General features: G+C 34.5%; 27 protein-coding genes and 1 pseudogene. 1 reads left to right on the top strand and 27 read right to left on the bottom strand.

The annotated features are described in order from the left end of the window. The first annotated feature begins 26 nt into the window (after window positions 1-26). Complete coding sequence (locus B8965_RS05435) at window positions 27-1,655, top strand: DUF4127 family protein (protein WP_084052840.1); 1,629 nt, start codon at window positions 27-29, stop codon at window positions 1,653-1,655. A 370-nt stretch (window positions 1,656-2,025) separates the two neighbouring features. Here the strand turns inward: B8965_RS05435 and B8965_RS05430 are convergent, their stop codons facing one another. From B8965_RS05430 to hisD, 27 genes and pseudogenes are all read right to left on the bottom strand, one after another. Next, the gene (locus B8965_RS05430; protein ID WP_084052839.1) at window positions 2,026-2,430 is read right to left on the bottom strand and encodes a F0F1 ATP synthase subunit epsilon; all 405 of its coding nucleotides are present in this window, start codon (window positions 2,428-2,430) and stop codon (window positions 2,026-2,028) included. A gap of 12 nt (window positions 2,431-2,442) precedes the next feature. Further along, window positions 2,443-3,849: a F0F1 ATP synthase subunit beta gene (gene atpD / locus B8965_RS05425; protein WP_084052838.1), complete on the bottom strand. Its 1,407-nt coding sequence runs from the start codon at window positions 3,847-3,849 to the stop codon at window positions 2,443-2,445. Between the two features lie 39 nt (window positions 3,850-3,888). Then, window positions 3,889-4,752: an ATP synthase F1 subunit gamma gene (gene atpG / locus B8965_RS05420; RefSeq protein WP_084052837.1), complete on the bottom strand. Its 864-nt coding sequence runs from the start codon at window positions 4,750-4,752 to the stop codon at window positions 3,889-3,891. A gap of 34 nt (window positions 4,753-4,786) precedes the next feature. Further along, a complete protein-coding gene (gene atpA, locus B8965_RS05415) occupies window positions 4,787-6,301 on the bottom strand; it encodes a F0F1 ATP synthase subunit alpha (RefSeq protein ID WP_084052836.1) in 1,515 nt (504 codons plus the stop codon). A gap of 1 nt (window position 6,302) precedes the next feature. Further along, window positions 6,303-6,869: a F0F1 ATP synthase subunit delta gene (locus B8965_RS05410; protein WP_084052835.1), complete on the bottom strand. Its 567-nt coding sequence runs from the start codon at window positions 6,867-6,869 to the stop codon at window positions 6,303-6,305. Further along, window positions 6,866-7,351 carry a F0F1 ATP synthase subunit B gene (gene atpF / locus B8965_RS05405; RefSeq protein WP_084052834.1) on the bottom strand — a complete coding sequence of 162 codons (486 nt, stop codon included), beginning with the start codon at window positions 7,349-7,351 and terminating at the stop codon, window positions 6,866-6,868. Before atpF ends, B8965_RS05410 begins: the two co-directional genes overlap by 4 nt. A gap of 78 nt (window positions 7,352-7,429) precedes the next feature. Next, complete coding sequence (gene atpE, locus B8965_RS05400) at window positions 7,430-7,666, bottom strand: ATP synthase F0 subunit C (RefSeq protein ID WP_084052833.1); 237 nt, start codon at window positions 7,664-7,666, stop codon at window positions 7,430-7,432. A 60-nt stretch (window positions 7,667-7,726) separates the two neighbouring features. Beyond that, window positions 7,727-8,398, bottom strand: a complete 672-nt coding sequence (atpB, locus tag B8965_RS05395) for a F0F1 ATP synthase subunit A (RefSeq protein ID WP_084052832.1) — start codon at window positions 8,396-8,398, stop codon at window positions 7,727-7,729. Between the two features lie 3 nt (window positions 8,399-8,401). After that, entirely contained in the window at window positions 8,402-8,683 is a 282-nt protein-coding gene (locus B8965_RS05390) for an ATP synthase subunit I (RefSeq protein ID WP_084052831.1), read from the bottom strand. 81 nt (window positions 8,684-8,764) lie between these two features. Then, window positions 8,765-9,061, bottom strand: a complete 297-nt coding sequence (locus tag B8965_RS05385) for an AtpZ/AtpI family protein (protein ID WP_084052830.1) — start codon at window positions 9,059-9,061, stop codon at window positions 8,765-8,767. 946 nt (window positions 9,062-10,007) lie between these two features. Further along, complete coding sequence (locus B8965_RS05380) at window positions 10,008-10,463, bottom strand: deoxycytidylate deaminase (RefSeq protein ID WP_084052829.1); 456 nt, start codon at window positions 10,461-10,463, stop codon at window positions 10,008-10,010. A gap of 12 nt (window positions 10,464-10,475) precedes the next feature. Beyond that, complete coding sequence (gene upp / locus B8965_RS05375) at window positions 10,476-11,105, bottom strand: uracil phosphoribosyltransferase (RefSeq protein WP_084052828.1); 630 nt, start codon at window positions 11,103-11,105, stop codon at window positions 10,476-10,478. A gap of 48 nt (window positions 11,106-11,153) precedes the next feature. Beyond that, the gene (gene glyA / locus B8965_RS05370) at window positions 11,154-12,392 is read right to left on the bottom strand and encodes a serine hydroxymethyltransferase (protein WP_084052864.1); all 1,239 of its coding nucleotides are present in this window, start codon (window positions 12,390-12,392) and stop codon (window positions 11,154-11,156) included. 30 nt (window positions 12,393-12,422) lie between these two features. Next, a complete protein-coding gene (locus B8965_RS05365; RefSeq protein ID WP_084052827.1) occupies window positions 12,423-12,971 on the bottom strand; it encodes a TIGR01440 family protein in 549 nt (182 codons plus the stop codon). Window positions 12,972-13,082: 111 nt separating this feature from the next. After that, window positions 13,083-13,522 (bottom strand): annotated as a pseudogene (rpiB, locus tag B8965_RS05360) (ribose 5-phosphate isomerase B). Between the two features lie 531 nt (window positions 13,523-14,053). Next, complete coding sequence (locus B8965_RS05355) at window positions 14,054-14,512, bottom strand: low molecular weight protein arginine phosphatase (RefSeq protein ID WP_084052826.1); 459 nt, start codon at window positions 14,510-14,512, stop codon at window positions 14,054-14,056. A 21-nt stretch (window positions 14,513-14,533) separates the two neighbouring features. Continuing rightward, on the bottom strand, window positions 14,534-15,082 hold the full coding sequence (locus B8965_RS05350) for a manganese efflux pump MntP (protein WP_084052825.1): 549 nt from the start codon (window positions 15,080-15,082) through the stop codon (window positions 14,534-14,536). Window positions 15,083-15,137: 55 nt separating this feature from the next. After that, window positions 15,138-16,184: an L-threonylcarbamoyladenylate synthase gene (locus B8965_RS05345; RefSeq protein WP_084052863.1), complete on the bottom strand. Its 1,047-nt coding sequence runs from the start codon at window positions 16,182-16,184 to the stop codon at window positions 15,138-15,140. A gap of 81 nt (window positions 16,185-16,265) precedes the next feature. Next, window positions 16,266-16,892 carry a GntR family transcriptional regulator gene (locus tag B8965_RS05340; protein ID WP_084052824.1) on the bottom strand — a complete coding sequence of 209 codons (627 nt, stop codon included), beginning with the start codon at window positions 16,890-16,892 and terminating at the stop codon, window positions 16,266-16,268. 129 nt (window positions 16,893-17,021) lie between these two features. Next, on the bottom strand, window positions 17,022-18,146 hold the full coding sequence (locus B8965_RS05335; protein ID WP_200805881.1) for a Na+/H+ antiporter NhaA: 1,125 nt from the start codon (window positions 18,144-18,146) through the stop codon (window positions 17,022-17,024). A gap of 327 nt (window positions 18,147-18,473) precedes the next feature. Next, window positions 18,474-19,325, bottom strand: a complete 852-nt coding sequence (gene prmC / locus B8965_RS05330) for a peptide chain release factor N(5)-glutamine methyltransferase (protein ID WP_084052822.1) — start codon at window positions 19,323-19,325, stop codon at window positions 18,474-18,476. Between the two features lies 1 nt (window position 19,326). After that, entirely contained in the window at window positions 19,327-20,394 is a 1,068-nt protein-coding gene (gene prfA, locus B8965_RS05325; RefSeq protein WP_084052821.1) for a peptide chain release factor 1, read from the bottom strand. 58 nt (window positions 20,395-20,452) lie between these two features. Continuing rightward, window positions 20,453-21,334, bottom strand: a complete 882-nt coding sequence (locus tag B8965_RS05320; RefSeq protein ID WP_084052820.1) for a DUF1385 domain-containing protein — start codon at window positions 21,332-21,334, stop codon at window positions 20,453-20,455. Between the two features lie 66 nt (window positions 21,335-21,400). Beyond that, the gene (rpmE, locus tag B8965_RS05315) at window positions 21,401-21,604 is read right to left on the bottom strand and encodes a 50S ribosomal protein L31 (RefSeq protein WP_084052819.1); all 204 of its coding nucleotides are present in this window, start codon (window positions 21,602-21,604) and stop codon (window positions 21,401-21,403) included. 99 nt (window positions 21,605-21,703) lie between these two features. Then, window positions 21,704-22,942, bottom strand: coding sequence for a radical SAM family protein (locus B8965_RS05310; protein WP_084052818.1), 1,239 nt, complete (start codon window positions 22,940-22,942; stop codon window positions 21,704-21,706). Between the two features lie 53 nt (window positions 22,943-22,995). Continuing rightward, complete coding sequence (locus tag B8965_RS05305; protein ID WP_084052817.1) at window positions 22,996-23,631, bottom strand: imidazoleglycerol-phosphate dehydratase; 636 nt, start codon at window positions 23,629-23,631, stop codon at window positions 22,996-22,998. A gap of 10 nt (window positions 23,632-23,641) precedes the next feature. Then, a complete protein-coding gene (hisD, locus tag B8965_RS05300; protein ID WP_084052816.1) occupies window positions 23,642-24,931 on the bottom strand; it encodes a histidinol dehydrogenase in 1,290 nt (429 codons plus the stop codon). Window position 24,932: the final 1 nt, after the last annotated feature.

Genomic DNA, 24,932 nt, shown 5'->3' with positions numbered 1-24,932 from the left:
AAAATTTCTAATATCGGAGAAAATATATGAAAAAAAAATTTTTAATAACTTTACTACCTCTAATACTTATCTTTTCAATCGTTTCTTTATACTGTTTACTTCCAAAAAAGCCAGTGGAAATCGCTCTAATTCCTTTAGATAGTCGACCATGCAATACCCAATATGCCCAAATCCTAGGGACAATGGGGAACCTTAAGATTAGTATTCCTTATTCAGATTTAGATAACTATTTAGAAAAAGCTAATAAAGAGCAACTTTGGCAATGGCTTGCATATAAAGCTGAGGAAACGGATAATATAATTATTAACACCACAGAACTTTTTAATGGGGGCTTAATTGAGTCCAGAAATCCTGATTCATACAATACCCTTAATGATGATTTGAAACGGTTAGAGGATTTTTGCCGAAAACATCCAGATCATAATATTATGGTCATTACTATTTTACCGAGATTACTACCTAGCCAATTTACAGATATGTGGGAATATAAATGGCCCTTAAGTCATTATGCTAGTGAGCTTGATAAGGCCTATATACAAGGAGAAAAAATTGCACCTCCTAAAAATATACCAAGTAGTGTTCTCTCTGAATATCTAAGCATTTATGAAAATGCCCAAAACTTAACTACACAGTTAATAAGCCTCGCTAAAGAGGGTATATTTGATACTTATTTAATAGGACAAGATGATGCTGAGGAATATGGATTAACCAATAAACTGGTGAGAGATCTAGAAAAGGATTTTGGCGGAAATGTCCACTTTGTCTACGGAGCAGATGAACTTACTTTATTAGCTTTAACTAAATTTTATTTAGCCAAGCCCCAAGAAACGTTTAAACTTAACTATATAAATGAAGAACTTAAAAAAGAATTTTTACCTTTTGAAGCCATTACTTTAGAAAACGTGGTCAATAATAAATTGAAATTCTTAGAAGTTGAAACCAATTTAGATTCTAATCATCAAGAAGTTAGCTCTAATAATCCAAAAGATAATTTTAATACTGCTGAGGTAAATTATTCTAAAGCTAATAAAATAGTCATTAATAATAACCAAATTGTCTATAATGATTTAGAAAAAAGGGATTTTCTTTTACAGGAAATTGCACGTCACACGGGATATTTAGGCATTATGGATGTAGTTTACACTAATAGAGGAGATTCTGATCTTTATCTTGATTTAATCGAAGAGAATCTTCTGAAAAATATTGAGGGCTATGCCGGTTGGAATACTGCAAGTAATACTATTGGCACAGAACTAGCTCATTTTTATTTCTATCAACATTTAAAAGATAATTACAAACACTATACCAAAGAAGCTAAAATAAAAGCTTTAGAATCATATCTTGAATTTAAATACCTCAGATTTGCAGAAGACTTTATTTTTCAAGGAATTTTACAATCTGAGCTTAATGAAATCTTAAAAGCACAAGGGTTAGATCCTTTTAGCTTAGAAAACCATAAACAACAAACAGAAGAAATATTACAAAAATTATTTATCCCTTATCAACAAGAATTAGCTAAGCAGCTTTTAGGAGAGTATTCCATCGGGGAAATTAATTTTATTGTCAAGAAAATTGACTCAGAGATCAAATTGCCGTGGGCGAGGACATTTGAGGCCAAAGTTAATGTAAGCGTAGATCTAGAAGTAACTAAGTAAGTAACTATGTAACTAAGTAACTAAGTAACTAAGTAACTAAGTAACTAAGTAACTAAGTAACTAAGTAACTATGTAACTAAATAACTATATATGTAACTAACTAAATAGCTCCGTAATTAAATAACCAAGCAACTAAGTACTTAGTTGCTTTTTTTAGCGATTCCTATACAAGATATTCTCATACACTCTATTTCCTACGATATGCCTCGCATAAAAGCACCGCAATCTTAAATTAAGATTACGGTGCTTTATTTTAAATTACTGTTTAAACTATAATTTAAATTTACTTTTAGCTCTAGCTTTAGTTTGTGACTGATCTTTAATTTCTGACTATAATTTAATCCTTTATAATCTTTTTCACCTTTTCTGCTTATGATCTTCCACTAACCTTTAAACGTGCTAAGGCTCTGGCTAAAGCTAATTCTGCTCTGTGCACATCGATATTATCTTTTTGTTTTAATCTTTCTTCTGCTCTATGCTTAGCTTCTTTAGCACGCTCAACATCAATATCCTTAGCAAATTCAGCCGTACTAGCTAAGATAGTAGCTTGATTTTTGGCAACTTCTAAAAAGCCACCACTTACAGCAACTTGCTCAGTTTTTCCTGCTTCTTTATAACTTATAGCACCTACTTTAAGGCCAGCAACTAAAGGAGCATGATTAGGTAAAATTCCTAAATATCCTTCTACTCCTGGTACGATTAAGGACTCAATATCTTTACTTAAAACCTTTTTTTCAGGAGTAACAATTTCTAATTTGAGAACCTTCTCACTCATCTGTTACCCCTCCTAACCTTTTTTCGCTTTTTCGACTGCCTCATCAATAGTTCCTACGAATAAAAATGCATGTTCTGGTAAATCATCATGTTTACCTTCTAAGATTTCTTTGAAACCACGAATAGTTTCTTTTACAGGTACATATTTCCCTGGAAATCCTGTAAATTGCTCTGCAACGAAGAATGGTTGAGAGAAAAATCTTTGAATTTTACGTGCTCTAGCTACAGTGATTTTATCTTCATCAGATAATTCATCCATACCTAAAATAGCGATAATATCTTGTAACTCTTTATATGTTTGTAGTACTTCTTGCACCTTGATTGCTACTTCATAATGCTCTTCCCCTACTATATCTGGATCTAATATTCTAGAGTTTGAGTCTAATGGGTCGACTGCCGGATAAATCCCTTGTTCCGTTATTGCTCTATTTAGAACTGTCTGCGCGTCTAAGTGAGCAAATGTTGTTGCTGGTGCTGGGTCTGTTAAGTCATCCGCTGGAACATAAACAGCTTGAACGGATGTGATTGACCCTTGCTTTGTTGAGGTAATTCTTTCCTGAAGATTACCCATTTCTGTTGCAAGTGTTGGCTGATAACCAACGGCAGATGGCATACGACCTAATAATGAAGAAACCTCAGATCCTGCTTGAGTAAAGCGGAAAATATTATCTATAAATAAAAGTACGTCTTGCTTTTGCACATCTCTAAAGTATTCCGCAATTGTAAGTCCTGTTAAACCTATTCTTTGACGAGCCCCCGGTGGCTCATTCATTTGACCAAATACTAAGGCAGTTTTGTCGATAACGCCAGAATCCTGCATCTCATGCCACAGGTCATTACCTTCACGAGTACGCTCTCCAACACCAGCAAATACTGAATATCCACCATGTTCGTGAGCTATATTTCTAATTAATTCCTGGATTAAAACTGTCTTACCAACACCCGCACCACCGAATAATCCTACTTTACCACCTTTAGAGTAAGGAGCTAATAAGTCGATTACCTTAATTCCTGTTTCTAGAATTTCAGTTGCTGGGTTTTGCTCTTCAAAGCTTGGAGCAGGTCTATGAATTGACCAACTGTCATCAGCTTTTACAGGGCCCCTCTCGTCTATGGCATCCCCTGTAACATTTAGAATTCTGCCTAATGTTCCTTCTCCAACTGGCACAGAAATTGGCTTACCAGTATCTATAACCTTCATGCCTCTAACTAATCCATCAGTTGAAGACATGGCTACACAACGAACGGTATTATTTCCTAAATGTTGGGCAGCTTCTAATGTTAAGTCTATTTCAAAGTCCTTGTTTTCTTGATCTTCTGTACGAATAACTACCGCATTATATATATCAGGTAATTTTCCAGGAGCAAACTCAACGTCTATAACCGGACCAATTACCTGTACTACTTTTCCTGAGTTCATGACCGTCTTACCTCCTTTATTAGTAGTCAGCTACCCCAATTAACCTTGTAAAGCATTTGCACCTGCAACGATTTCGGAGATTTCATTTGTGATTGCTGCTTGACGAGCTCTGTTATAAGTTAACTCTAAGCTATCAATCATATCATCAGCATTATTAGTCGCCGAATCCATCGCCGTCATTCTCGCGCCATGTTCACTTGCTTTAGCTTCCATTAAGGCACCAAAAACTTGGTTTTGCAAATAAAGAGGTAGTAATTGATTTAATACTATTTCAGTATTAGGTTCAAAAATATAATCCAATTCACCTGGGGTTTCTTCTCCCTCTATTTCAGTATCAATTGGTAATAATTTTGTCACCTGTGGAACTTGATTTATAACCGAAACAAATTTAGTATAAACTAAATAAATTTCATCATAATTCTCATTACTGTAATCCTCTTTTATCTTTCTTGCAATAGTCTTTGCCTCATTTAAAGTGGGAATATCACTGATAGAACCAAAGTCTGTATCTATTTGATAGTTGTTTTTTTCAAAGAAAGCTTTACCTTTTTTACCCGCGGTTAAAATGCTTACTTCTTTATCGCTATGACCATCAATTTCTTGCTTAGCTTTTTTAATAAGGTTAATATTATAACCCGCTGCAAGCCCTCGCTCAGCAGTAATAACCACATAAGCTATCTTTTTAGCTGGCCTTACTTCTAATAAGGGATCATTTAAATCAATATTTGCTGACATAATCCTTGATAATATATCTCTTAACTTTTCTGAATATGGTCTCGCTAGGAGTACAGATTCTTGTGATTTTCTTAATTTAGAAGCTGCAACCATTTTCATAGCTTTAGTTATTTGCTGCGTATTATGGATACTTTTAATCCTTCTTTTTATATCTCTGGAATTTGCCATTTATATTCACCACCTTCACTTAGGGGTTAGATTATTACACTAGGAAGGTTTCCTTAAATTCTTTTATTGCTTGCTTTAATGCTGCTTCTGATTTCTCATTTAAAGCACCATTTTTCTTTAAATCTTCTAGTACTGATTCTTTATAGTTTGAATTTCTGAGGGATTTTAAGAATCCCTCTTCAAATCCTTTTACCTTTTCTACTGGAACATCATCTATATGTCCGTTAACCGTGCAATAAATAATACATACTTGCTCTTCTACTGGCATTGGATGATATTGTTTTTGCTTTAAAATTTCTAATAATCTTTCACCACGATTTAGACGAGCTGCTGTTGCTTTATCAAGGTCAGAACCAAACTGTGCAAAAGCTGCAAGTTCCCTATACTGCGCAAGGTCTAAACGAAGTGGTCCTGCTACCTTTTTCATTGCTTTAGTTTGAGCAGATCCCCCTACCCTTGATACTGATATACCAGGGTTGATTGCAGGTCTAACACCTGAGAAAAATAAATCTGCTTCTAAGAAAATTTGACCATCTGTAATTGAAATAACGTTTGTCGGAATATATGCCGAAACGTCTCCTGCTTGAGTTTCAATAATAGGTAGAGCAGTCATCGAACCGCCACCTAAATCATCGCTAAGTTTAGCCGATCTTTCTAGTAAACGAGAGTGTAAGTAGAATACATCCCCAGGATATGCTTCTCTACCTGGCGGACGCCTTAATAATAGTGATAATTCACGATAAGCAACTGCTTGCTTTGATAAATCATCATAAATTATTAGGACATCTTTACCGTTATACATAAATTCTTCTCCAATAGCACAACCAGAGTAAGGAGCTATGTATAACATCGGTGCTGGTTCAGATGCTGTTGCTGTTACAATGATTGAATATTCCATCGCACCAGCTTGTTCTAATTTATTAACAACACTTGCTACTGTTGATGCTTTTTGTCCGATAGCAACATAAATACAAATTACGTCTTGACCCTTTTGATTAATCATTGTGTCAATTGCTACTGCTGTCTTTCCTGTTTGTCTATCTCCGATAATTAATTCTCTCTGGCCTCTACCAATTGGAACCATTGAGTCAATTGCTTTTAAACCTGTTTGGAGGGGCTGATGTACAGATTTACGGTAAATTACACCAGGAGCATTTGCTTCAATTGGTCTAAATTTATCAGTGTCGATAGGTCCTTTACCATCTATCGGTTGGCCTAAAGAATTCACAACTCTACCAATCATGGCATCTCCAACTGGAACTTCCACGATTCTTCCTGTACGTTTAACCTCATCCCCTTCTTTAATTTGGGTAAAAGGTCCTAAGATAACGCAACCTATATTATCTTCCTCTAGGTTAAGAGCCATCCCATAAATGCCGCCAGTAAATTCTAAGAGTTCTCCGGCCATAGCATTTTGTAGTCCATATACACGGGCAATACCGTCACCAACCTGTATAACAGTACCGACATGAGAAACTTCAACCTGTTCACTATAATTTTCAATTTGTTTTTTCAAAATAGAACTTATTTCTTCTGGTCGTATACTCATTTCAGTCCCTCACTCCAATCCGCGAAAACTGTGCATTTTTCATACGTTTTTTCATTACGCTTAAACGTTTTACAACGCTACCATCTATGACCTTATCTCCAATTCTTACTACTAATCCTCCAATTATTGAAGGATCAACTTTTACTGTAAGTCGGATGTTTTTTCCTGTCATAGCCGAAAGTTTTTCTGTTAATTCATTAAAATCTTTATCCGTTAATTGCACTGCTGATGAAACTTCTGCATCTTGAATATTTCTTGATTCATCTGCGTATTGCTGATAAACTTCTAGAATTCCTTCTAAAATTAATTCACGATGTTTATCAATTAATACGAAAAGAGTATTAAGAATAATTTCTGATACTTTATCACCAAAAATTTCTTTAAAAATGTTTCTTTTTTCATCAGTAACAATTTCTTTATTAACCCAAGTAAGTTCTAGGTTTTTAGAATTTTTTATTTCCTCGATTATAAATTTCAATTCTTCTTCGTAAAGATCGATGGCTTCTTTTTCCTGAGCAATTTCAAATAAGGCTTGGGCATAACGACGTGCTACAGCTTTATTTTTCACTTGGAATCGCCTACCTCTTTAACAAAATCATGTATCATTTTTTCGTGATTTTTCTTTTCAAGTTTTTGCCCAAGTATCTTTTCAGCTACTGAGATAGATAAGTTAGCAACCTCATCTCTTACCTCAGAAATAGCTTTGCCTTTTTCTCTTTCAATATCTTCTTTTGCCCTTTGAGAAATTTTATCAGCTTCAATTTTAGCCTGTCTAAGTAAATCTTCTTTACTTTCATCACCTAATTTTGTAGCTTTTGTTATAATGTCTTGGGCTTCTTTACGAGCGCTTTTTAATTGTTCTTGGTATTCTTTTTTAATTCCTTCGGCATCAGTTTTAGTTTTTTCAGCTTCATCTAAATTGCCTTGAATAGATTCTTTTCTCTCATCTAATACCTTGACAATGGGTTTATATAAGAATTTATTTAAAATGACAACCATTAGCAGGAAGTTTGCCATTGCCATTATGATCTCATTTAAACTAAGATCCACATCCTAACCTCCTCTCACAAAGACCCAAAAATATCATGGAGGCGATTGGAATCTCTCCAATCGCCCTGTTTGAAACTACTAACCAATCTTACCTAATAATAAGAACGCAATTAATAAACCATAGATTGTTAGTGCTTCCATGAATGCTAAAGATAAAATTAAAGAAGTACGAATATCACCTACTGCTTCAGGTTGACGAGCAATAGCCTCCATTGCTTTTCCCGCTGCATTACCTTGACCAATACCAGGTCCGATTGCTCCTAAACCTACAGCAAGAGCAGCCGCTAACGCGATTAAACCAGCTCCTATACTCATTAAAATAACCCCCCTTCTCCAAATCTTTAACTTAATTTTAATTTTTACTACCTAAATAGCTTAGTGTCCTGCTGTTGCCGTATTAATATAAATAGCAGCAAGTAACGTAAACACAAAAGCTTGGATTAAACCAAATAATAAACTAAGCAGCATCATTGGTAATGGTACTATTAATGGTACCATTGCAAATAAGCTGGCAATTACCATCTCTTCACCAAAAATATTACCGTAAAGACGAAGAGATAACGATAAGGGTTTAACTAGTTCTTCAATTAGATTTAGTGGTAATAATAAAGGAAATGGCTCAATAAAATGCTTAAAATATCCTAATCCTTTTTCTTTTATTCCCATAAAATGAGAAGTGAAGAAAACCACTAAAGCTAAACCAACTGTTGTATTAATATTACTTGTTGGTGCCTTTAATCCAGCGATATGCCCTGATCCAGGTAACAAGCCAGAATAGTTAGAGATTAAAATTACGATAAAAAAGCTAGCAAGTAACGGTAAATACTTTCTGGCATTTTTTTCTCCCATTAAGTCACCAAAAAAGTTTAAGAGGGTTTCTAACCCATATTCCATAATATTTTGTAATCCTGATGGAACTAGCTTTAAATTTTTGGTTGCTACTAATGAAATTATTATAAGAAAAATCATAATTCCCCACATAGTAGTAATTTCACTAGTTATATTAAAACCAAAAATATGAAAAAGTGATCCTGGGCCATGTTCCATAAATTATTCCCCCCCTTCCTTTTTTAAAATGTATTTTATATATAAATAATTTTTCACCGAGGTTAATCCGATTGCAGTAGCAATTAACATCGGCATATTTTTATAAACTAAGAAAAGAGCTAGTAAATTAGTAGCATAACGAATCAAATACCTAAAAACTACTTTACCTTTGAAACTATGAATATTCTCACTAGTCATTCTATTTGCCACTCTTATAACTATATAATGGTTAAAGATGCTAACTAGTAAGCCTAATAAAAATCCTTTAACTACTGCAAAAATCATATAATCACCAGCTAAGACCTTTTTTCTTAAATTTTAACTTTTAACTTTTAACTTTTAACTTTGCTCACTTTATTTTTATCTTTATCTTTTATTTTTATTTTTATCTTTATCTTTATCTTTATCTTTATCTTTATCTTTATCTTTATCTTTATTAATTTCATTTTTATCTTTACTCATATCCATTAAGGTTTCCCATAAATTCTTAAACGTAACAGCTATCCCTAAAAGAATTCCTAGTAAAGAAAATATGGTTTTAGTCCCAAAATAATTATCTAACCATGTTCCTCCTTTATATCCTAGGTATAGGCTAATCACCATCGTCATCCCAAAGGTCATTCCATAGTAGATAAATTTGAAAGACTGGGGTTTCTTGCCCACCTTCACTCACCTCATAAGTTGTAAGTTGCTATCATTATTATAATACTTTTATCCTATTAAGTCATTCATAAATATTATCATAAGTGTTAAAAATTTTATGCGTATGATAGTGATAATTTTATGCAAAAAAATTAGGCCGTGAATTATGATTTTTGTTTATGACTATATTCAAGAAGCTTATAACTAATTTATATATGGTTTCTACCTAGGTTATGAAAAATCCTTTTTTAAAAGAAGTTCTTTTTGCAAAGTATTTTCACTAACAGGTATAATTGATTCTGTTATGAAAAGCATTAGCTAATGTTATACATAAGTTGGTTGTTATCACTAACTTGATGTAAATTAGTAAGGGGGTGGTTAATAAGGGATCAAGGTAATTTATTATCAACGCTCCAAAAAGCTCAAACATGCTAAAGGAATAAGCTCCGCTAATTTCAGGAATGATCCAAACTCGCTATCGCTCAAACAGTGGACTCATTCTTTTCTGAAATCATCTCCGCTTTTTTTATTTAAGCTCGCCATTTTTCCGCTTATGATAATAAATTACCTTTTCTTTTTTATGTAAATAAACTTTAACCAGTTTTTGCTCGCTATTGCTGTGCTTATGATAATAAAATACCTTTTTTCTTTTATAGTAAATAAACTTTAACTAATTTAAACTCGCAATTTTTCCGTTTATGATAATAAATTACCTTTTCTTTTTTATGTAAATAAATTTTAACCTGATTTTGCTCGCACTCGATTAGTATTAGGGTCAAGGAAGGCTTTTACTTTGCTGGTGCGCGGTAAAAGCCTATTTGTCCTTAATATTTTGTAGGTATTAATTATTTTGTTTGTTGCCATTTTTGTTTTTGTTTTCTTTTTTTGTTATTGTTTTTGTTTTCGTTTTTGTTTTTGTTTTTATTTTCGTTTTTTCGTTTTTGATATAGCTTTTGTTTATTATAGTTTATGGTTTAAGATCTTTTTCATAATGCTCGATTTCTACTCCTGCTTCCTTTAGGAGTATTTTTGCTAGTTCATCGGGGTAGTTTCCTTGATAAACTATTTTTGTTATTCCGGCATTTATCAGCATTTTACTGCATAAAACGCAGGGAAATGTTGTGCTATAAAGGATTGCTCCTTCAATTTGAATGCCATGAGTAGCTGCTTGGATTATTGCGTTTTGTTCGGCATGGATGGCTCTACATAGTTCGTGTCGCTGTCCACTAGGTACTGACATTTCTTCTCTCAGGCAGCCTAGGTTTTCGCAGTGCTCCAGTTTTTTTGGAGCTCCGTTATAGCCCGTTGCTAAAATTCTTTTATCTTTTACTAAAACTGCGCCTACTTTTCTCCGCAGGCATGTTGATCTTTTTGCTACTACTTCGGTAATCTCCATAAAATATTCATTCCAGCTTGGACGCATTACCTTCTCTCCTTACTTTGTACCAAAGAGCCTGTCTCCAGCATCGCCTAAGCCTGGTACGATATATCCGTGATCGTCTAGCTTTTCATCTACTGCTGCTAAATAGATATCTACGTCTGGATGTTCTTCTTGCACCTTTTTAATTCCTTCAGGAGCTGCTAATAAGCATACTAATTTTATATTTTTTACTTTACGATCTTTTAAAAATTTAATTGCAGCTGAAGCTGATCCACCTGTGGCAAGCATAGGATCAATAACGATTAATTCTCTTTCATTTAAATCAGATGGAAGTTTGCAATAATATTCAACAGGCTGTAATGTTTCTGGATCACGATATAAACCGATATGTCCTACTTTAGCAGCTGGAATAAGATTTACCATTCCGCTAACCATCCCAATTCCTGCTCTTAAAATTGGTACAATTACTACTTTACGTCCTGCGATTACTTGTCCTTTTGTTGTCGTAACTGGTGTTTCGATTTCAATATCTTTAAGTGCAAAATCACGTGTAACTTCATAAGCCATCAGCATAGATACTTCTTCGACAAGTTCTCTAAATTCTTTTGAACCTGTATTTTTGTCTCTAATAAATGTAAGTTTATGTTGAATTAAGGGATGATCTAAAATATGTACTTTTGCCATTAAAAAAAGCCTCCTATTTTGAAAAACCAAGATTATGTCTATTATAAATTAGTATTTAAATAATGGAAAGCCTGATGTAAGCTCAAGTACTTTTTTGCTAGCCTTTTCATTATCCTTTTGTATTAAAACTAAATTAAAGATTTCAGCTATCTTCACCATATCTTCTGGTCCCATTCCTCTTGTAGTTACAGCTGGGGTTCCAATTCTAATACCACTTGTTACAAATGGACTTTGTGGATCAAAAGGTATAGTGTTTTTATTTGCTGTTACTCCTGCTTCATCTAACATTTTTTCGGCTTCTTTACCGGTTAAACCTTTATCTTGAAGATCAATCAACATTAAGTGATTATCTGTACCACCTGAAACAATTCTAAAACCATTATCTTTTAATGCATTAGCTAAAGCTGTAGCATTTGAAATTATTCTCTTTTGGTAATTAGTAAACTCTGGTTGTAAAGCTTCGTAAAAAGCTACTGCCTTTGCAGCAATTATATGCATAAGTGGTCCACCTTGAATTCCAGGGAAGATTGCCTTATCAATTTGCTTTGCAAACTCTTCTTTACAAAGAATCATACCACCACGAGGTCCTCTTAAGGTTTTATGAGTAGTAGTAGTTACAAAGTGTGCATGAGGTACTGGGTTTGGATGAAGTCCAGCTGCTACAAGACCAGCAATATGAGCCATATCTACCATTAAATATGCTCCTACTTCATCAGCTATTTCTCTAAATTTAGCAAAATCAATTGTTCTAGCATATGCACTAGCTCCTGCTACTATCATTTTAGGCTTAACTTCTTTAGCCTTTGCTAAAACTTCTTCATAATCAATTGTTTCATTATCTTTACTTACACCATATTCACAGAAATTAAAGTATACTCCTGAGATATTTACAGGGCTACCATGAGTTAAATGTCCGCCATGACTTAAATTCATACCTAAAACTGTATCCCCTGGCTTTAACATAGCAAAATAAACAGCTGTATTAGCATTTGCCCCTGAATGTGGTTGAACGTTTGCATGTTCAGCACCAAATAGTTTTTTAGCTCTATCTCTTGCTAAATCTTCCACGACATCAACATGTTCACATCCACCATAATATCTTTTTCCTGGATAACCTTCTGCATATTTATTAGTTAATGCAGACCCCTGCGCAGCCATTACAGCATCACTTACAAAGTTCTCTGATGCAATTAACTCAATTTTCTCGAACTGACGTTTTTCTTCTTTTTTGATCGCTTCAGCTACTTCAGGATCTAAAGGAGCTATAAATTCTTTAATACTATCCATATTATCCACCTCTTTTAAATTATTATTCACCTATAAACAATATTTAGCTCTTTCGCCTCCAATTAATTTAGGACGTACTCGTGCTGCTGTTACATGTCCCTCACCAATTGTTTTTACTTTTAATCTTACAGGAACGGCTACATGTTTTAAATGCATTCCAATTAACGCATCTCCAATATCAATTCCTGCATGAGCTTTAATATGTTCAACCATCACGCTATTTTCTAGTTTATGAAATACATAAGTGGCAAAGGATCCCCCTGCTTTTTGATGAGGGAAAACAGTTACTTGTTCTAAATTAAACTTTTCTACCATTTCTTTATCCACTACTAATGCTCTATTTAAATGTTCACAGCACTGTACAGCTAGGTGGATTCCTCTTTCCTTTAAAGGAGGATATAATCCATTAAAAATTGCCTCGCCAATTTCCAGGCTCCCTGATGACCCAATATGTGACCCTGCCACTTCACTGGTACTACAACCCACCACGAAAATTTGTCCTTTTTCTAATTTTGCTACCTCTAATAATTCCTCTACAGCATTTTTGGTATTTTCCTCAATTGCCTTTAAGTCAATCATTTGGTACACCCCCGTAAAATAATTATTAATTTTAAAACAAACTCCAAAACTACACATCTAAATACTTGAAAATTCAAATACTTAAACGTTAATAACCCCTACTTGTAAATTTTAAGCCTTTTCAATTTCTGAAATTTTATCTACTCTATTTTGATGACGTCCAGCAGTGAATTCGGTCTGTAGCCAAATATCAACGATATCCATAGCTAATCCTTTTCCGATTACCCTTTCACCCATTGTTAGAATATTAGCGTCATTATGTTCTCTACTAGCATGTGCCGAAAAAGTGTCATGACATAAAGCTGCCCTTATACCTTTTACCTTATTAGCTGCTATGCCGATACCAATACCTGTGCCACAAATTAAAATGCCACGGTCAAAATTTCCTGCCGCAACTTCATTTGCAAGAGGCAAGGCAATATCCGGATAATCACATGAATCTGTATTATTTGTGCCAAAATCTTTATATTCTATGTTTTTTTCTTCTAAGTATTTTTTATTTCTTCTTTTAAAGCAAAGCCACCATGATCTGATCCTAAAGCTACTTTCATTTTATCACTCCTAATATTGTTTATATATATTACCATAATAACACGAATTATCCTGCCTAAGTTTAAATAAAAGGAAAGACAATTTGTTATCAACGTTCCAAAAAGCTCGGACAGTTAAACGGAATAAGCTCCGATAGCTTTAGGAATGGCCCGAACTCGCTATCGCTCAAACAGCGGATCCATTCTTATCTAAAGCTACCTACGCTTTTTGATTTGAACTCGCAATTTTTCCACTTATAATAACAAATAGTCTTAGTAATCATCTAAGAAACCTTTAGAAAGGTAAACTGTAAAAACTAAGTTATTATACAAAAATGAACTTGAAACAAGCTTCCAATTATAAAAAGGTGAATTTATTATTATAAGCGAAGCTATTAGCGAGATTAAATAAAAAGAGCGGAGGTAATTGCAGATAAGAAGCCCTTACTGTTTGAGCGATAGCGAGTTTAAGGGTTTCCTGCAATTACTGGAGCTCCTTCCTTTTTTTGACCGAGCGTGCGTAGCGCCTATAATAAATTCACCTTTCTTCCTTTAAAGCCCCTGAACCTTAGGCAGAATTTCCGAAATTAAATTACTTAATTCCTGATAAGTTTGCCGATATACCTCTAAAGATTGTCCAAAAGGATCCATTACTTCAAGGGTCGGGTCATTTGCATATTCCTTTAATAAAAACGTCTTATGCTCTGCTTCAGGATACATAGCTAGGACTTGTCCTTTATGAGAGCTTGTCATTGTAAAAATAAAATCTGCTTCTTTGATTAATTCGTGACTAAGTAATTGGGCCATATGATTCTCTAAATTTGCTCCATTTTCATGAGCAACTATAATCGCGTGATCATTTGCCTTATCTCCTGCTAGGGCATAAACACCAGCAGAAGCTACTAATATATTTTCAAATTCTGCATTTTCTGAAATTATTTTTTTTGCAATTGCTTCTGCCATACTGCTCCTACAGGTGTTACCTGTACAAATAAATAAAACTTTCTTCATATTTATACCCCCTGTCGTTAATTAAAATAATAACCTTATTCCAATAATAATTAAAATAAGACTTCCTACTAACTCTGCCTTTTCTCCAAAGCTATGATTTAACTTTTTCCCAAAGATTAATCCCATAAAGGTCATGATTCCTGCTACTGCTCCCATAATTATTACGGTTAAGGTTAAATCTACCCTAAGAGTACCCAGGCCAAATCCTACCGTAAGGGCATCAAGAGATACGCTAATCGCCATTAAGATTAAACCTAAGGGATGATTTATAGATATTATACTATTATTCTCAGCTTCATTACGAGAACGCCATTTTTTCCAGATAGCCTGGGCTCCGATAAAAATTAAAACTAAAGCACCAATCTTTCCTGCAATTGGCCCTACAAAGTTTCCTAAAGTCATGCCTAAATATAAACCAATTAAAGGCATAATTATATGAAAAATAGCTACTACAATAGAAACTAAATAAACTTGCTTTCTTTTTACTCCACTTAATCCAATTCCTAAAGAAAGAGAAAATGCATCGATTCCAAGGGCGATAGATACGATGAAAATTGCTGGTAAATCCATAGTTACCTCCTAGAAATAGTCTCTTGCATAGTGTATGTTAAAAACCCAAAATTATTTATACTTGTTTCTCCCCTGCAGCTTTTATTAATCTATTCATTAAGGCTACTCCAATTCCTTCTTCTGGGAACATTTCTACATAAATAATATTTACCTTTTCCCCATCTAATTTTCTTAGTGCCCCATAAACCTGTGCTGTGGCTTCTTCTAACCTTTTCCTTGAGCCTAATTTCTCTATTTTTACTTCTTTACTTATATTGTCCTTTATTTCCTTATGACCTTCTTCAGAAATCATCAAGCCTACTTTTAACCCTTTAGATATATCTTCCTGGGCACAATCGTGTAATTTCGCAATATCCGAAACTAAAATCACTTCTGCATCTGGAGAATAATGGGTATATTTCATTCCTGGAGATCTTGGAAGTTCATCTTTATTCTTTAGGGCGGGGTCATATTCTACTCTTCCAATTAAAGAGCGGAGCTGCTCCCTAGTAACCCCTCCTGGTCTTAAAATTGTCGGTATTTCCCCACTTAAATCTAATACCGTTGATTCCACACCTATACCCGTAGGGCCTGCATCAATGATTCCTGCAATTTTTCCTGCTAAATCATGCCATACATGCTCTGCTGTTGTAGGACTAGGCTTTCCTGACAAATTTGCACTTGGCGCCGCTATGGGTAATCCTGTTTTTTTAATTAATTTTAACGCAACCTTATGGGCTGGCATTCTTACCGCCACCGTGTCTAATCCTGCTGTTATAATGGAAGGAACTATTTTAGATTTTGGTAATACTAAGGTTAAAGGACCTGGCCAAAATTCCCTGATAATTTTTTTAGTTTCAGCTGAAATCGTAGTGACTAAAGTTTTTAACATTTCTTCAGAATCTATATGTAAGATTAAAGGATTATCACTGGGCCTGCCTTTTGCCCTGTATATTTTTTCGATAGCTTTCTCATCAAGACCATTGGCTCCGAGGCCATACACAGTCTCAGTAGGGAAACCGATAATTTCTCCTTTTTTTAGTAAATCTGCTGCTATTTCTATACTACTTTCATCTGGATCCTTTACTGATGTCTTCCAGTAATATGTTTGCAAAATTTTCACCAACCAAATTATATTTTTCAAATTTTCATTTATTATAACATAAAAAAATACATCCCAAAGATTTAGGATGTATAAATTATTTTACGCATTAACAAACTTTTCAACCTTTTTCTTAGAGTTTTCAGGGCCAATATACACTAACACATCTCCCTCTAATAAAAGCATATTGATATCAGGTGAGAAATTCTCAGCTCCATTTCTTTCAATTGATAAAACGGTAGCATCAGTTTTACTACGAAAATCAACTTCTACTAAACTTTTACCCACTAAAAGAGAATCTTCAGGGATAACGACTTCTTCTACCTTTGGCAAAATATTAACCAAACGAGAGCTAAAATTCATTATTTTTTTAATTTGCTGTTCAATTGCTATATCTATTTCTCTTCGCTCTTTTAAAAGCTTTGAAAATTCCTCTTGTGCTTCTGCTAATGCTCTTCTTTGTTTAAAACTCTCAATATATTGCAGAGCTGCATGATGATTTTTAACAATTATTCCTTTACCTGTCACTACTTCTACGATATTCATAGTTTGTAATAAAGCAACGGCTCTTCTAATAGTTTCTGGTGAGACATTATATTGTCCAGCAAGGGTAGAACGACCATAGAGCTTTGTTCCTTCAGGATAATCACGATGCGCAACCTTTGTGGCTAAATCAACTGCTATTTGTTCATAACGTGGTATTTCGTTAATATCTTTATAGTTTCCCATTTTCACTTTCTCCTTAGAACTTTTATTTGCCTAAGCTTCTTAATTATAGCATAAAAAAGGCAGAAACCACCTAATTACTAGGTAGTATCTGCTTATAGCTTTCATTAATTTATCTATTCATTAATTTATCTATTCTTCTATTTTTTTAATATTAAATACCTTACCTACAATTACAGCTAAAATAGCAACAAATCCACTAAATAAGGCTCCCATTTTCGCTGCTCCTTGAATTACTGGGTCTACAAAGGCTGCTCCTGATACGAATAAAGCAACTGTTAATCCCATTGCAGCTACTACACCCACGGTAATTAATTCTTTTTGACCCATACCATCTGGTAAAGGGAATCCTAGCATTTTTCCAATATTTGCCATTCCCCAGATTCCAATTACTTTACCAAAGATCAAGGCATAAAGAACGATCCAAGTTAATGCGCCAATACCTGAAAGTTCCACACCGGCATTTGAAAGTCCAAAGAAAAATAATCCAAAGTCTACAAATGGCTTAAAGGCATGTTCAAAATTCATTAATGAACTATCTGGCTCGCTAGGATCATGTGGTAAAAATGGTACGATAAATACTAAGGCTAAAGCTGGATGTAAATGAGCATAATGTAAACATACCCAGCTTAAGGTACCTGCCCCAAAAATATATGGGAGATAGCTTTGCACTTTCATCTTTTTAAGAGCAAATGCTAATACCATCGCTCCAAGCACTCCTAATAAATAAATAGGTGCTACTGGATGTAATGGATCCGGATAGAATATAGCAATAATTCCAAGACCAAGGCCATCGTCAACGATAGCTAATAGTAATAAGAATTTTACTGCTGGATGTCCTGCACCAAAAACTACTCTAGCAACTAACCATGCAAGCGCGATATCAGTCGCTGTTGGAATACCCCAACCTCTAGCAAATTCTGGAGCACCAAAGAAATGGTTTAAAATGAAATAAACCGCAACTGGTCCAAGAACTCCACCAAATGTTGCAAATAATGGGTTAATAGCTTTTTTAACAGGGTTTAGGGCTCCGCCCTTCATTACACTTACGACAATCTCTACAGCTGCAATTGAGAAGAAAAAGGCCATAAAAATATCATTTACAAGGAAATGAAAATCCTTTCCAAGTATTAATTCTGTTTCCATTACAGTGTGATAACTTTCTGGTGCAGTATTAGCCCAAATTAAAGCTACAAATACACCAGCGATTAAAGGTATGGAATAGTCTCTTAAAAAATTGACAAACTTATTCAAAATAGCTTCCTCCTTTTAATTATCCTTACTATGAATTAATAATTGCACAGAATAAAACCCCAGCATCACTTCCTTATTAAGGTATTAAATTGCTTAATTTGTTTATATTTTTAATACTTTTACATAACCTTATTATTCTTCTCTAATTTTTGTAACATTTTCACCTAAATTAATATTCTTAATATTAATTCTAAAGGGTAACAGTTTTTCCTGCTTTTACTTTAATTTTCTAGTTCATAAAAAATCTTAACCGCCAACTTCCTTTTCTAATATAGATTATAGCACAAGATTTCAAAAAGTAATTAAAAAAATTTTGGCTGACTTTCCCTGCTAATATTTCCCATACACTACGCGGTCAAGCTGGTTCCAGTCTTTAATCACTTCTATGCTTTTAAATCCACTTGTTTGTAAAAAACTACTAACCTCTAAAGCCTGTTTATAGCCTATTTCTAAAAATAATTCTCCCCCTGGAATAATAAATTCTGGAGAATTTTTAGCTATTCTTCTATAAAAATCCAGCCCATCTAGGCCCCCCCATAAAGCTAAATGTGGTTCTTTTTGCACATCTTTAGGTAACTCTGTCATTTCTCTACTTGTAATATAAGGAGGATTACTCACAATAATCTCAAATTTCATTTCAGGATCAAGATCTTTAAAAAGGTCACTTTGGCAAAAATTAATTTGTCCATCTACCTCATTAGCCCGAGCATTAAATCGTGCCACATCTAGGGCTTCTGCCGAAATATCTACAGCCGTAATCTTACTTAGTGGTAAATATTTAGCCAAACTTACTGCAATGGCGCCACTTCCTGTACATAAATCTAAAATGCGAATACTCTTTGTTTTATCCACATTTTCAATTACTTTTTCTACCATTATCTCTGTATCTGAACGAGGAATCAGAACGTTCTCAGTTACTTTAAAATCTAATCCCATAAAGTCTTCGGTACCTAAAATATACTGAAGAGGCTCGCCATCTTTTCTTAAATTTACTCTCTCTACAAATTTATGAAGCTCATCTTGGTTTAGAACTTTTTCTGGATAAGCTAATAATTTTGCACGCGAAAAATTTAGCACCTGCGCTAGTAAAAGTTCTGCTTCTAGCCTTTTATCTCGACCTAAAAAAATAACCGCCCACTGTAATATTTCTTTTACAGTTTGCGGTTTAGAATTTCGTTCCATATTAATCCACCTGCTTTAATTTTTCTGCTTGATCAGTAGTTGTAAGCGCTACAATTACTTCTTCAATATTTCCTAAAAGCATTTGATCTAATTTATGAAGTGTAAGTCCGATACGATGATCTGTAACCCTACCTTGTGGGAAATTATACGTTCTAATTCTCTCACTACGATCTCCTGTACCTACTTGTGTTTTACGAGTAGCAGCTAATTCACCCGCCTGCTCACCTTCAAATTTTTCTAATAAACGTGCTCTTAATACCTTTAAAGCTTTATCTTTATTTTTATGCTGAGATTTTTCATCTTGGCATGATACAACTAGCCCTGTTGGAATATGTGTCACCCTTACAGCTGATTGAGTTGTATTTACAGACTGCCCACCTGGTCCACTAGAACAAAATACATCAATCCGTAAATCATTAGCATCAATATTTACCTCTACATCTTCTGCTTCTGGTAGTACGGCTACTGTTACTGTTGAGGTATGAATTCTTCCTCCTGATTCTGTCGAAGGAACTCTTTGTACTCTGTGTACACCACTTTCATATTTAAGCTTACTATAAGCTCCATGGCCTTCTACAGAAAAAGAAACTTCTTTATATCCACCAATATCGGTGTAATGAGAGCTTAATATATCTGTTTTCCAGCCTTTTGTTTCAGCGTAACGCGTATACATCCGATATAATTCAGCAGCAAATAAAGCTGCCTCATCTCCTCCGGCCCCTCCCCTAATTTCTACAATTACGTTTTTCTCGTCATTAGGGTCTTTTGGTAATAGAAGGATTTTAAGTTTACTTTCTAAATTTGCTTTTTCTTCTTGTAATTCACCAATTTCTAGCTCTACCATTTCTTTCATTTCTGGATCTAATTTATCCTCTATCAAAGCTTTAGCATCTTCTAATTGCTCGTTTACTACTTTATATCTACGAAAAACTTCGACTATTTCTGCTAAATCTGATTGAGTTTTAGCATGTTTTTGTAATTCTTGGGGATTATTTAATACATCTGGATCACTCATTAAAGTATTTAAATTTTCGTATTTATCTTCTATATGTTGTAATTTATCAAACATTTTTTCACCCTACCTTGGTTAAAATGGAATAATCAGATAATCAGTATATCTATATTTTCTATATTTTGCAAGTATCCTCGCCTTTTTCAGCATCTAGAACTCCTTGTAAAGCACGAAGAGCTACTTCTAATTGACTGTCATCAGGTTCACCTGTTGTTAATTTTTGCATCATTAAACCTGGTTTGTTTACAATTTTCATAATTGGATTGTCACAATATTTCCCTGCTAACTTTAAAATCTCATAAGAAACACCTGCAATCACTGGTAATAAGATAACCCTAGATAGTAAGCGCCACCAAAAAATTTCTACACCAAAAAGGGAAAAAATCAAAATACTAATTACCATTACAATTAATAAAAAACTAGTACCACAACGTGGGTGAAGAGTTGTATATTTACGGCAATTTTCTACCTTTAATTCTTCTCCTGCCTCATACGCATGAATTACCTTATGCTCGGCACCATGATACTCGAAAACTCTTTGAATATCTTTCATCCTCGATATGCCAAATACATACAAGAGGAAAATCCCGATTCTCATAAATCCTTCAAGAACATTTTGTAAAAAAGACCCTTGAACATATTGATGTAATAAATGAGCAAAAACTGCTGGAGCAATGAAAAATAGTAAAATCCCAAGTCCTAAAGCTAAAGCAATAGAAAAAGCAATTTCTAAATTACTTAATTCTTCTTCTTCAGCTTCTACTGATTCATTAGCAGAATATGTTAAAGCCTTTATACCCATTATTAATGATTCAAATAAGGCTACTGTACCCCTTAGAAAAGGTTTTTTTAAGAAAGGATATTTAGCAGATATTCCTGTTATTTTCTCCATTTTGCAGGAAATTTCATTATCGCTTTTTCTTACTGCAATTGCTAGATCCTCTTGTCCTCGCATCATAACTCCTTCAATCAGAGCCTGACCACCGTAACTTGCCATAGTAATATTCACCTGCCAAAATTTAGACTTTGATAGCAAAAAAGCAGAGCGTACGCCCTGCCAAGATTAATTAAGACCATATTTTTTCTTGAATCTATCTACCCGACCGGTAGAGTCAATCATACGCTTTTTACCAGTGTAAAAAGGATGACATTTAGAACAAATTTCCACTTTTACTTCGCCATCTTTAGTTGATCTAGTTTCGAATGTAGCACCACAAACGCAAGAAACTTTTACAGTTTCATATTTTGGATGGATTTCTTTTTTCATCGGGTTCACCTCTTTCTTACGGTATGCATAACAACACTTTCTAAATTATAATATTTTATCCTAGACAAGTCAAGCTGTTTTTAGGAGTCTAGGGCATGCTTAATCTCGGGTGGGCTTGGTATAATTGCCTATTTCCACGCCTGGTAATTCATCCTTTAAAATTTTTAAGAAGGTCGGAACTCCAAGGGCTTCTGACTCTGGAAGAGGTATTTGCTTTAAGAAAAAGTCCGGATCAATATTTAGGTTACGAATTTGGATTGACCTTACTCCAGTTTCACGCACTAAATTTAGTAAATGCTCTATTTCTTCCTCGGTATCATTAATTCCTGGAAACGAAAGAAGGTTTAAATAAGTATAAACATTATTTTCATTAGCAATTAATAAAGATTTACGCACATTTTCAAAATCATAATTATTGGGTCTGTAATAGCTATCGTACATTTTAGGATTAGCGCTATTTAAACTAACCCTTAAGGAATCTATTTTACTTTTACAGATTTTTTCGATACCTTCAGTATACCCAGCATTGGTATTCATATTAATAGTACCGCTTAAAGTTTTTTCTCTGATCTTTTTAATGGCCTCCGAAATTAAATCTGCCTGGAGACTCGGCTCCCCTTCGCACCCTTGTCCAAAACTTATAATAGAGTCTGAACTTATTAAATGATTAAGCCCTATTTCAACTACTTCATTTACTGTCGGTCTAAAATTAATCCGCTGCTGTGGAGAAGGGCAACACTCACTTGGCTGAAGAGAAATACACCCTAAACAATTTGCATTGCACACAGGGGATACGGGAATACCCCCTTCCCAGCGATTATAAAAAATATTCTGAGCAGTAAAACATCCATAAGTTAATGAACAATGACCTATTTGCTTTATTATTCTATTATCAGGAAATTTATCAGTTAACTTTTTAACCCGCTGTGCTAAGTCGGCTGTATTAAAATGACGTGGATTCCACTTATCATCCTCATCAGTTAATTTTGCCGCTACATAAAATTCTCCATCTTTAAAAGCTACCATTGAGTACCCAAATAAAGGAAGAGTAGGTTTAGCATTATCATTAACAAAAGCAGGTAACAGCGTTCTAGTATATCCTTGTGGCAACAGAGCACCTACTGCCCAGCCTGTTTTAGTGTATTTCTTGAAATTTCCCTCAATATCCATAACTATTGGCGTCCGATTAGGAATCATGGTTAAAGAAGCCCCCTCTGGTAGGGGAATTAGTTCTTCTTCTGTAGGTTCAACAAAACTAGCACCCAGCCTTGCTACCGCTAATAAATTAGGATGATTATAGGCATTACCCTCATCATCTGCATATACGAAATGAAACATGATTTACCTCCAGGAACTTTTGATATAATGTGTAGTTTATATTATATCACTAATTACTCGGTTACTTCGGTTTTAAATTCTATTTTACCTGCTACTCCTGCGGACATATCTTTTCTCCAAGGTCTAATTTCGATAGCATCTCTTAAGGCTTGTCCTACGGCTCTAAAAATACTTTCCCAGTGGTGGTGTCCATTTTGGGGTCTACCTTTTAAAAGATCAATATGTAAAGTTGCCTGTGCTCCTTGGGCAAAACCTTCTAAAAAGGCAATTAAATCTTCCGATTGGATATTTTCTGTAGATTCTGGTACTTCGATATTTTCTAAATTAAGGTCAATATACGCTCTACTTTCAAAGCTAACTACTGCTCTAGCTAGGGATTCATCTATGGTAGCATAAGCAAATCCATAAGCCTTAGCGCCTTCTTTTAATTTGTTTTCGACTAATTCTTTAAAAGCTTTACCCAGGGTAATTCCTACATCTTCACATATAACATGACTTAAGAAATATTCATCTAATTCTGTCTTTATGCCTATATTTAATTCACTGCGCCAGGCAATTTGTTCGATCATATGATTAAAAAAGGCTAAAGGGGTTTGGATTTCTTTTTTAATCTGTGGATTACGTGGGCCATCATCTATATAAACTTCCATTTTTGATTCAAGGGTTTTTCTTTCTACATTAATCAGCATTATTTATCTCCTACCTTTCTTCAACTGCGAGGGCGTGGGTTTCGAATCCTTCTTTACGGGCGAAGATAGAAACCTTGTCCCTTACTGTGTCAAATCCTTCTTCGGTTACATATCCTACGGATGTTCTTTTTAAAAAGTCAAAGACGGATACGCTGGAATATGTTTTAGCTTTTGCTCCTGTGGGTAAAATTGCATTAGGCCCTAGTACAAAGTTGGCTAAACTTATAGGTGCATTTTCTCCTAGAAGGATTTCGCCGGCATTTTTTATTTGTGGTAAAATATCAAAAGGGTTTTTCGTCATTACTTCCATGTGTTCTGGGGCATATTCATTGACAAAATCTATGGATTCTTCTAAAGAGTTAGTTAAAATAATTCCCCCATAATTATTGATGGATCTTTGCACGAATTCTCTTCTTTTAGGAGATAGTTTTTCTAATTGCGTGATCACAATTTTAGTTACATCTTCAGCTAATTTTTCATCATGAGTTACAAGTAAGGATGCTGAATCGGGTCCGTGTTCGGCTTCGATCATAAAATCCAGAGCTACTTTTTTAGGGTCTACACTACCATCTGATAAAATTATGGCTTCACTTGGTCCAGCTGGCGATCCAATATCTATTATTCCGCTCAATAATCTTTTAGCTGCTGTCACAAAGGAGTTCCCTGGTCCAATTATTTTACTGCATTTAGGGATGGTTTCCGTTCCATAGGCTACTGCCGCTACCCCTTGGATTCCACCGACTTTATAGATTTCAGTTACCCCTGCTATTTTTGCTGCGGCTAATACAGCATCATCTAAATTGCCTTCTGGATTAGGAGGTGTAATTACTGTTATCTTTGGAACATTTGCAACAATTGCAGGAATGGCAAGCATTAATAAAACTGAAGGGAAACTTCCTTTACCCCTCGGCACGTAAATACATACATCTGAAATAGGATTAGTTTGCTCTCCTACCATTACGCCTTTGACGGTTTCGGTGAACCATAAGCTTTCAGGCATCTGCTTTTCATGAAATTTCCTTATATTATTAGCTGCAAATTCTAAAGTTTCTCTAAATTCAGGTTCAACATTTTTAAAGCCTTGTTCTATTTCTTCCTGGGTTACTTTTAAAGTTTCTTTAGTAAGAAGGGCTTTGTCAAATTTTTCAGTATATTTAAACACGGCACTATCGCCGATTTCTTTTACTTCTGCAATTACATCTTTGGCTATTTCCATTTGCTCTGTGATATCAACTTCGGCTCGTTTTAAGATTTTATTCTTTGTTTCAGGGCAAACTTCAGCCCATTTAAAGATATTCACT

Origin of the sequence: Desulfonispora thiosulfatigenes DSM 11270, from assembly GCF_900176035.1 — a bacterium.
Lineage (GTDB): Bacteria > Bacillota > Peptococcia > Peptococcales > Desulfonisporaceae > Desulfonispora > Desulfonispora thiosulfatigenes.
This window is presented reverse-complemented; position numbering and strand designations above follow the sequence as displayed.

Excerpts from the sequence above, each read along its gene's own strand:
- atpA (WP_084052836.1), bottom strand. The coding sequence starts at position 6,301 with ATGAGTATACGACCAGAAGAAATAAGTTCTATTTTGAAAAAACAAATT.
- atpD (WP_084052838.1), bottom strand. The coding sequence starts at position 3,849 with ATGAACTCAGGAAAAGTAGTACAGGTAATTGGTCCGGTTATAGACGTT.
- B8965_RS05430 (WP_084052839.1), bottom strand. The coding sequence starts at position 2,430 with ATGAGTGAGAAGGTTCTCAAATTAGAAATTGTTACTCCTGAAAAAAAG.
- atpB (WP_084052832.1), bottom strand. The coding sequence starts at position 8,398 with ATGGAACATGGCCCAGGATCACTTTTTCATATTTTTGGTTTTAATATA.
- atpE (WP_084052833.1), bottom strand. The coding sequence starts at position 7,666 with ATGAGTATAGGAGCTGGTTTAATCGCGTTAGCGGCTGCTCTTGCTGTA.
- prmC (WP_084052822.1), bottom strand. The coding sequence starts at position 19,325 with ATGGAACGAAATTCTAAACCGCAAACTGTAAAAGAAATATTACAGTGG.
- upp (WP_084052828.1), bottom strand. The coding sequence starts at position 11,105 with ATGGCAAAAGTACATATTTTAGATCATCCCTTAATTCAACATAAACTT.
- B8965_RS05320 (WP_084052820.1), bottom strand. The coding sequence starts at position 21,334 with ATGGCAAGTTACGGTGGTCAGGCTCTGATTGAAGGAGTTATGATGCGA.
- B8965_RS05340 (WP_084052824.1), bottom strand. The coding sequence starts at position 16,892 with ATGGGAAACTATAAAGATATTAACGAAATACCACGTTATGAACAAATA.
- prfA (WP_084052821.1), bottom strand. The coding sequence starts at position 20,394 with ATGTTTGATAAATTACAACATATAGAAGATAAATACGAAAATTTAAAT.
- B8965_RS05350 (WP_084052825.1), bottom strand. The coding sequence starts at position 15,082 with ATGGATTTACCAGCAATTTTCATCGTATCTATCGCCCTTGGAATCGAT.
- B8965_RS05390 (WP_084052831.1), bottom strand. The coding sequence starts at position 8,683 with ATGATTTTTGCAGTAGTTAAAGGATTTTTATTAGGCTTACTAGTTAGC.
- B8965_RS05310 (WP_084052818.1), bottom strand. The coding sequence starts at position 22,942 with ATGTTTCATTTCGTATATGCAGATGATGAGGGTAATGCCTATAATCAT.
- atpG (WP_084052837.1), bottom strand. The coding sequence starts at position 4,752 with ATGGCAAATTCCAGAGATATAAAAAGAAGGATTAAAAGTATCCATAAT.
- B8965_RS05365 (WP_084052827.1), bottom strand. The coding sequence starts at position 12,971 with ATGATTGACTTAAAGGCAATTGAGGAAAATACCAAAAATGCTGTAGAG.
- B8965_RS05380 (WP_084052829.1), bottom strand. The coding sequence starts at position 10,463 with ATGCGTCCAAGCTGGAATGAATATTTTATGGAGATTACCGAAGTAGTA.
- rpmE (WP_084052819.1), bottom strand. The coding sequence starts at position 21,604 with ATGAAAAAAGAAATCCATCCAAAATATGAAACTGTAAAAGTTTCTTGC.
- B8965_RS05305 (WP_084052817.1), bottom strand. The coding sequence starts at position 23,631 with ATGCTGATTAATGTAGAAAGAAAAACCCTTGAATCAAAAATGGAAGTT.
- B8965_RS05435 (WP_084052840.1), top strand. The coding sequence starts at position 27 with ATGAAAAAAAAATTTTTAATAACTTTACTACCTCTAATACTTATCTTT.
- glyA (WP_084052864.1), bottom strand. The coding sequence starts at position 12,392 with ATGGATAGTATTAAAGAATTTATAGCTCCTTTAGATCCTGAAGTAGCT.
- B8965_RS05355 (WP_084052826.1), bottom strand. The coding sequence starts at position 14,512 with ATGAAGAAAGTTTTATTTATTTGTACAGGTAACACCTGTAGGAGCAGT.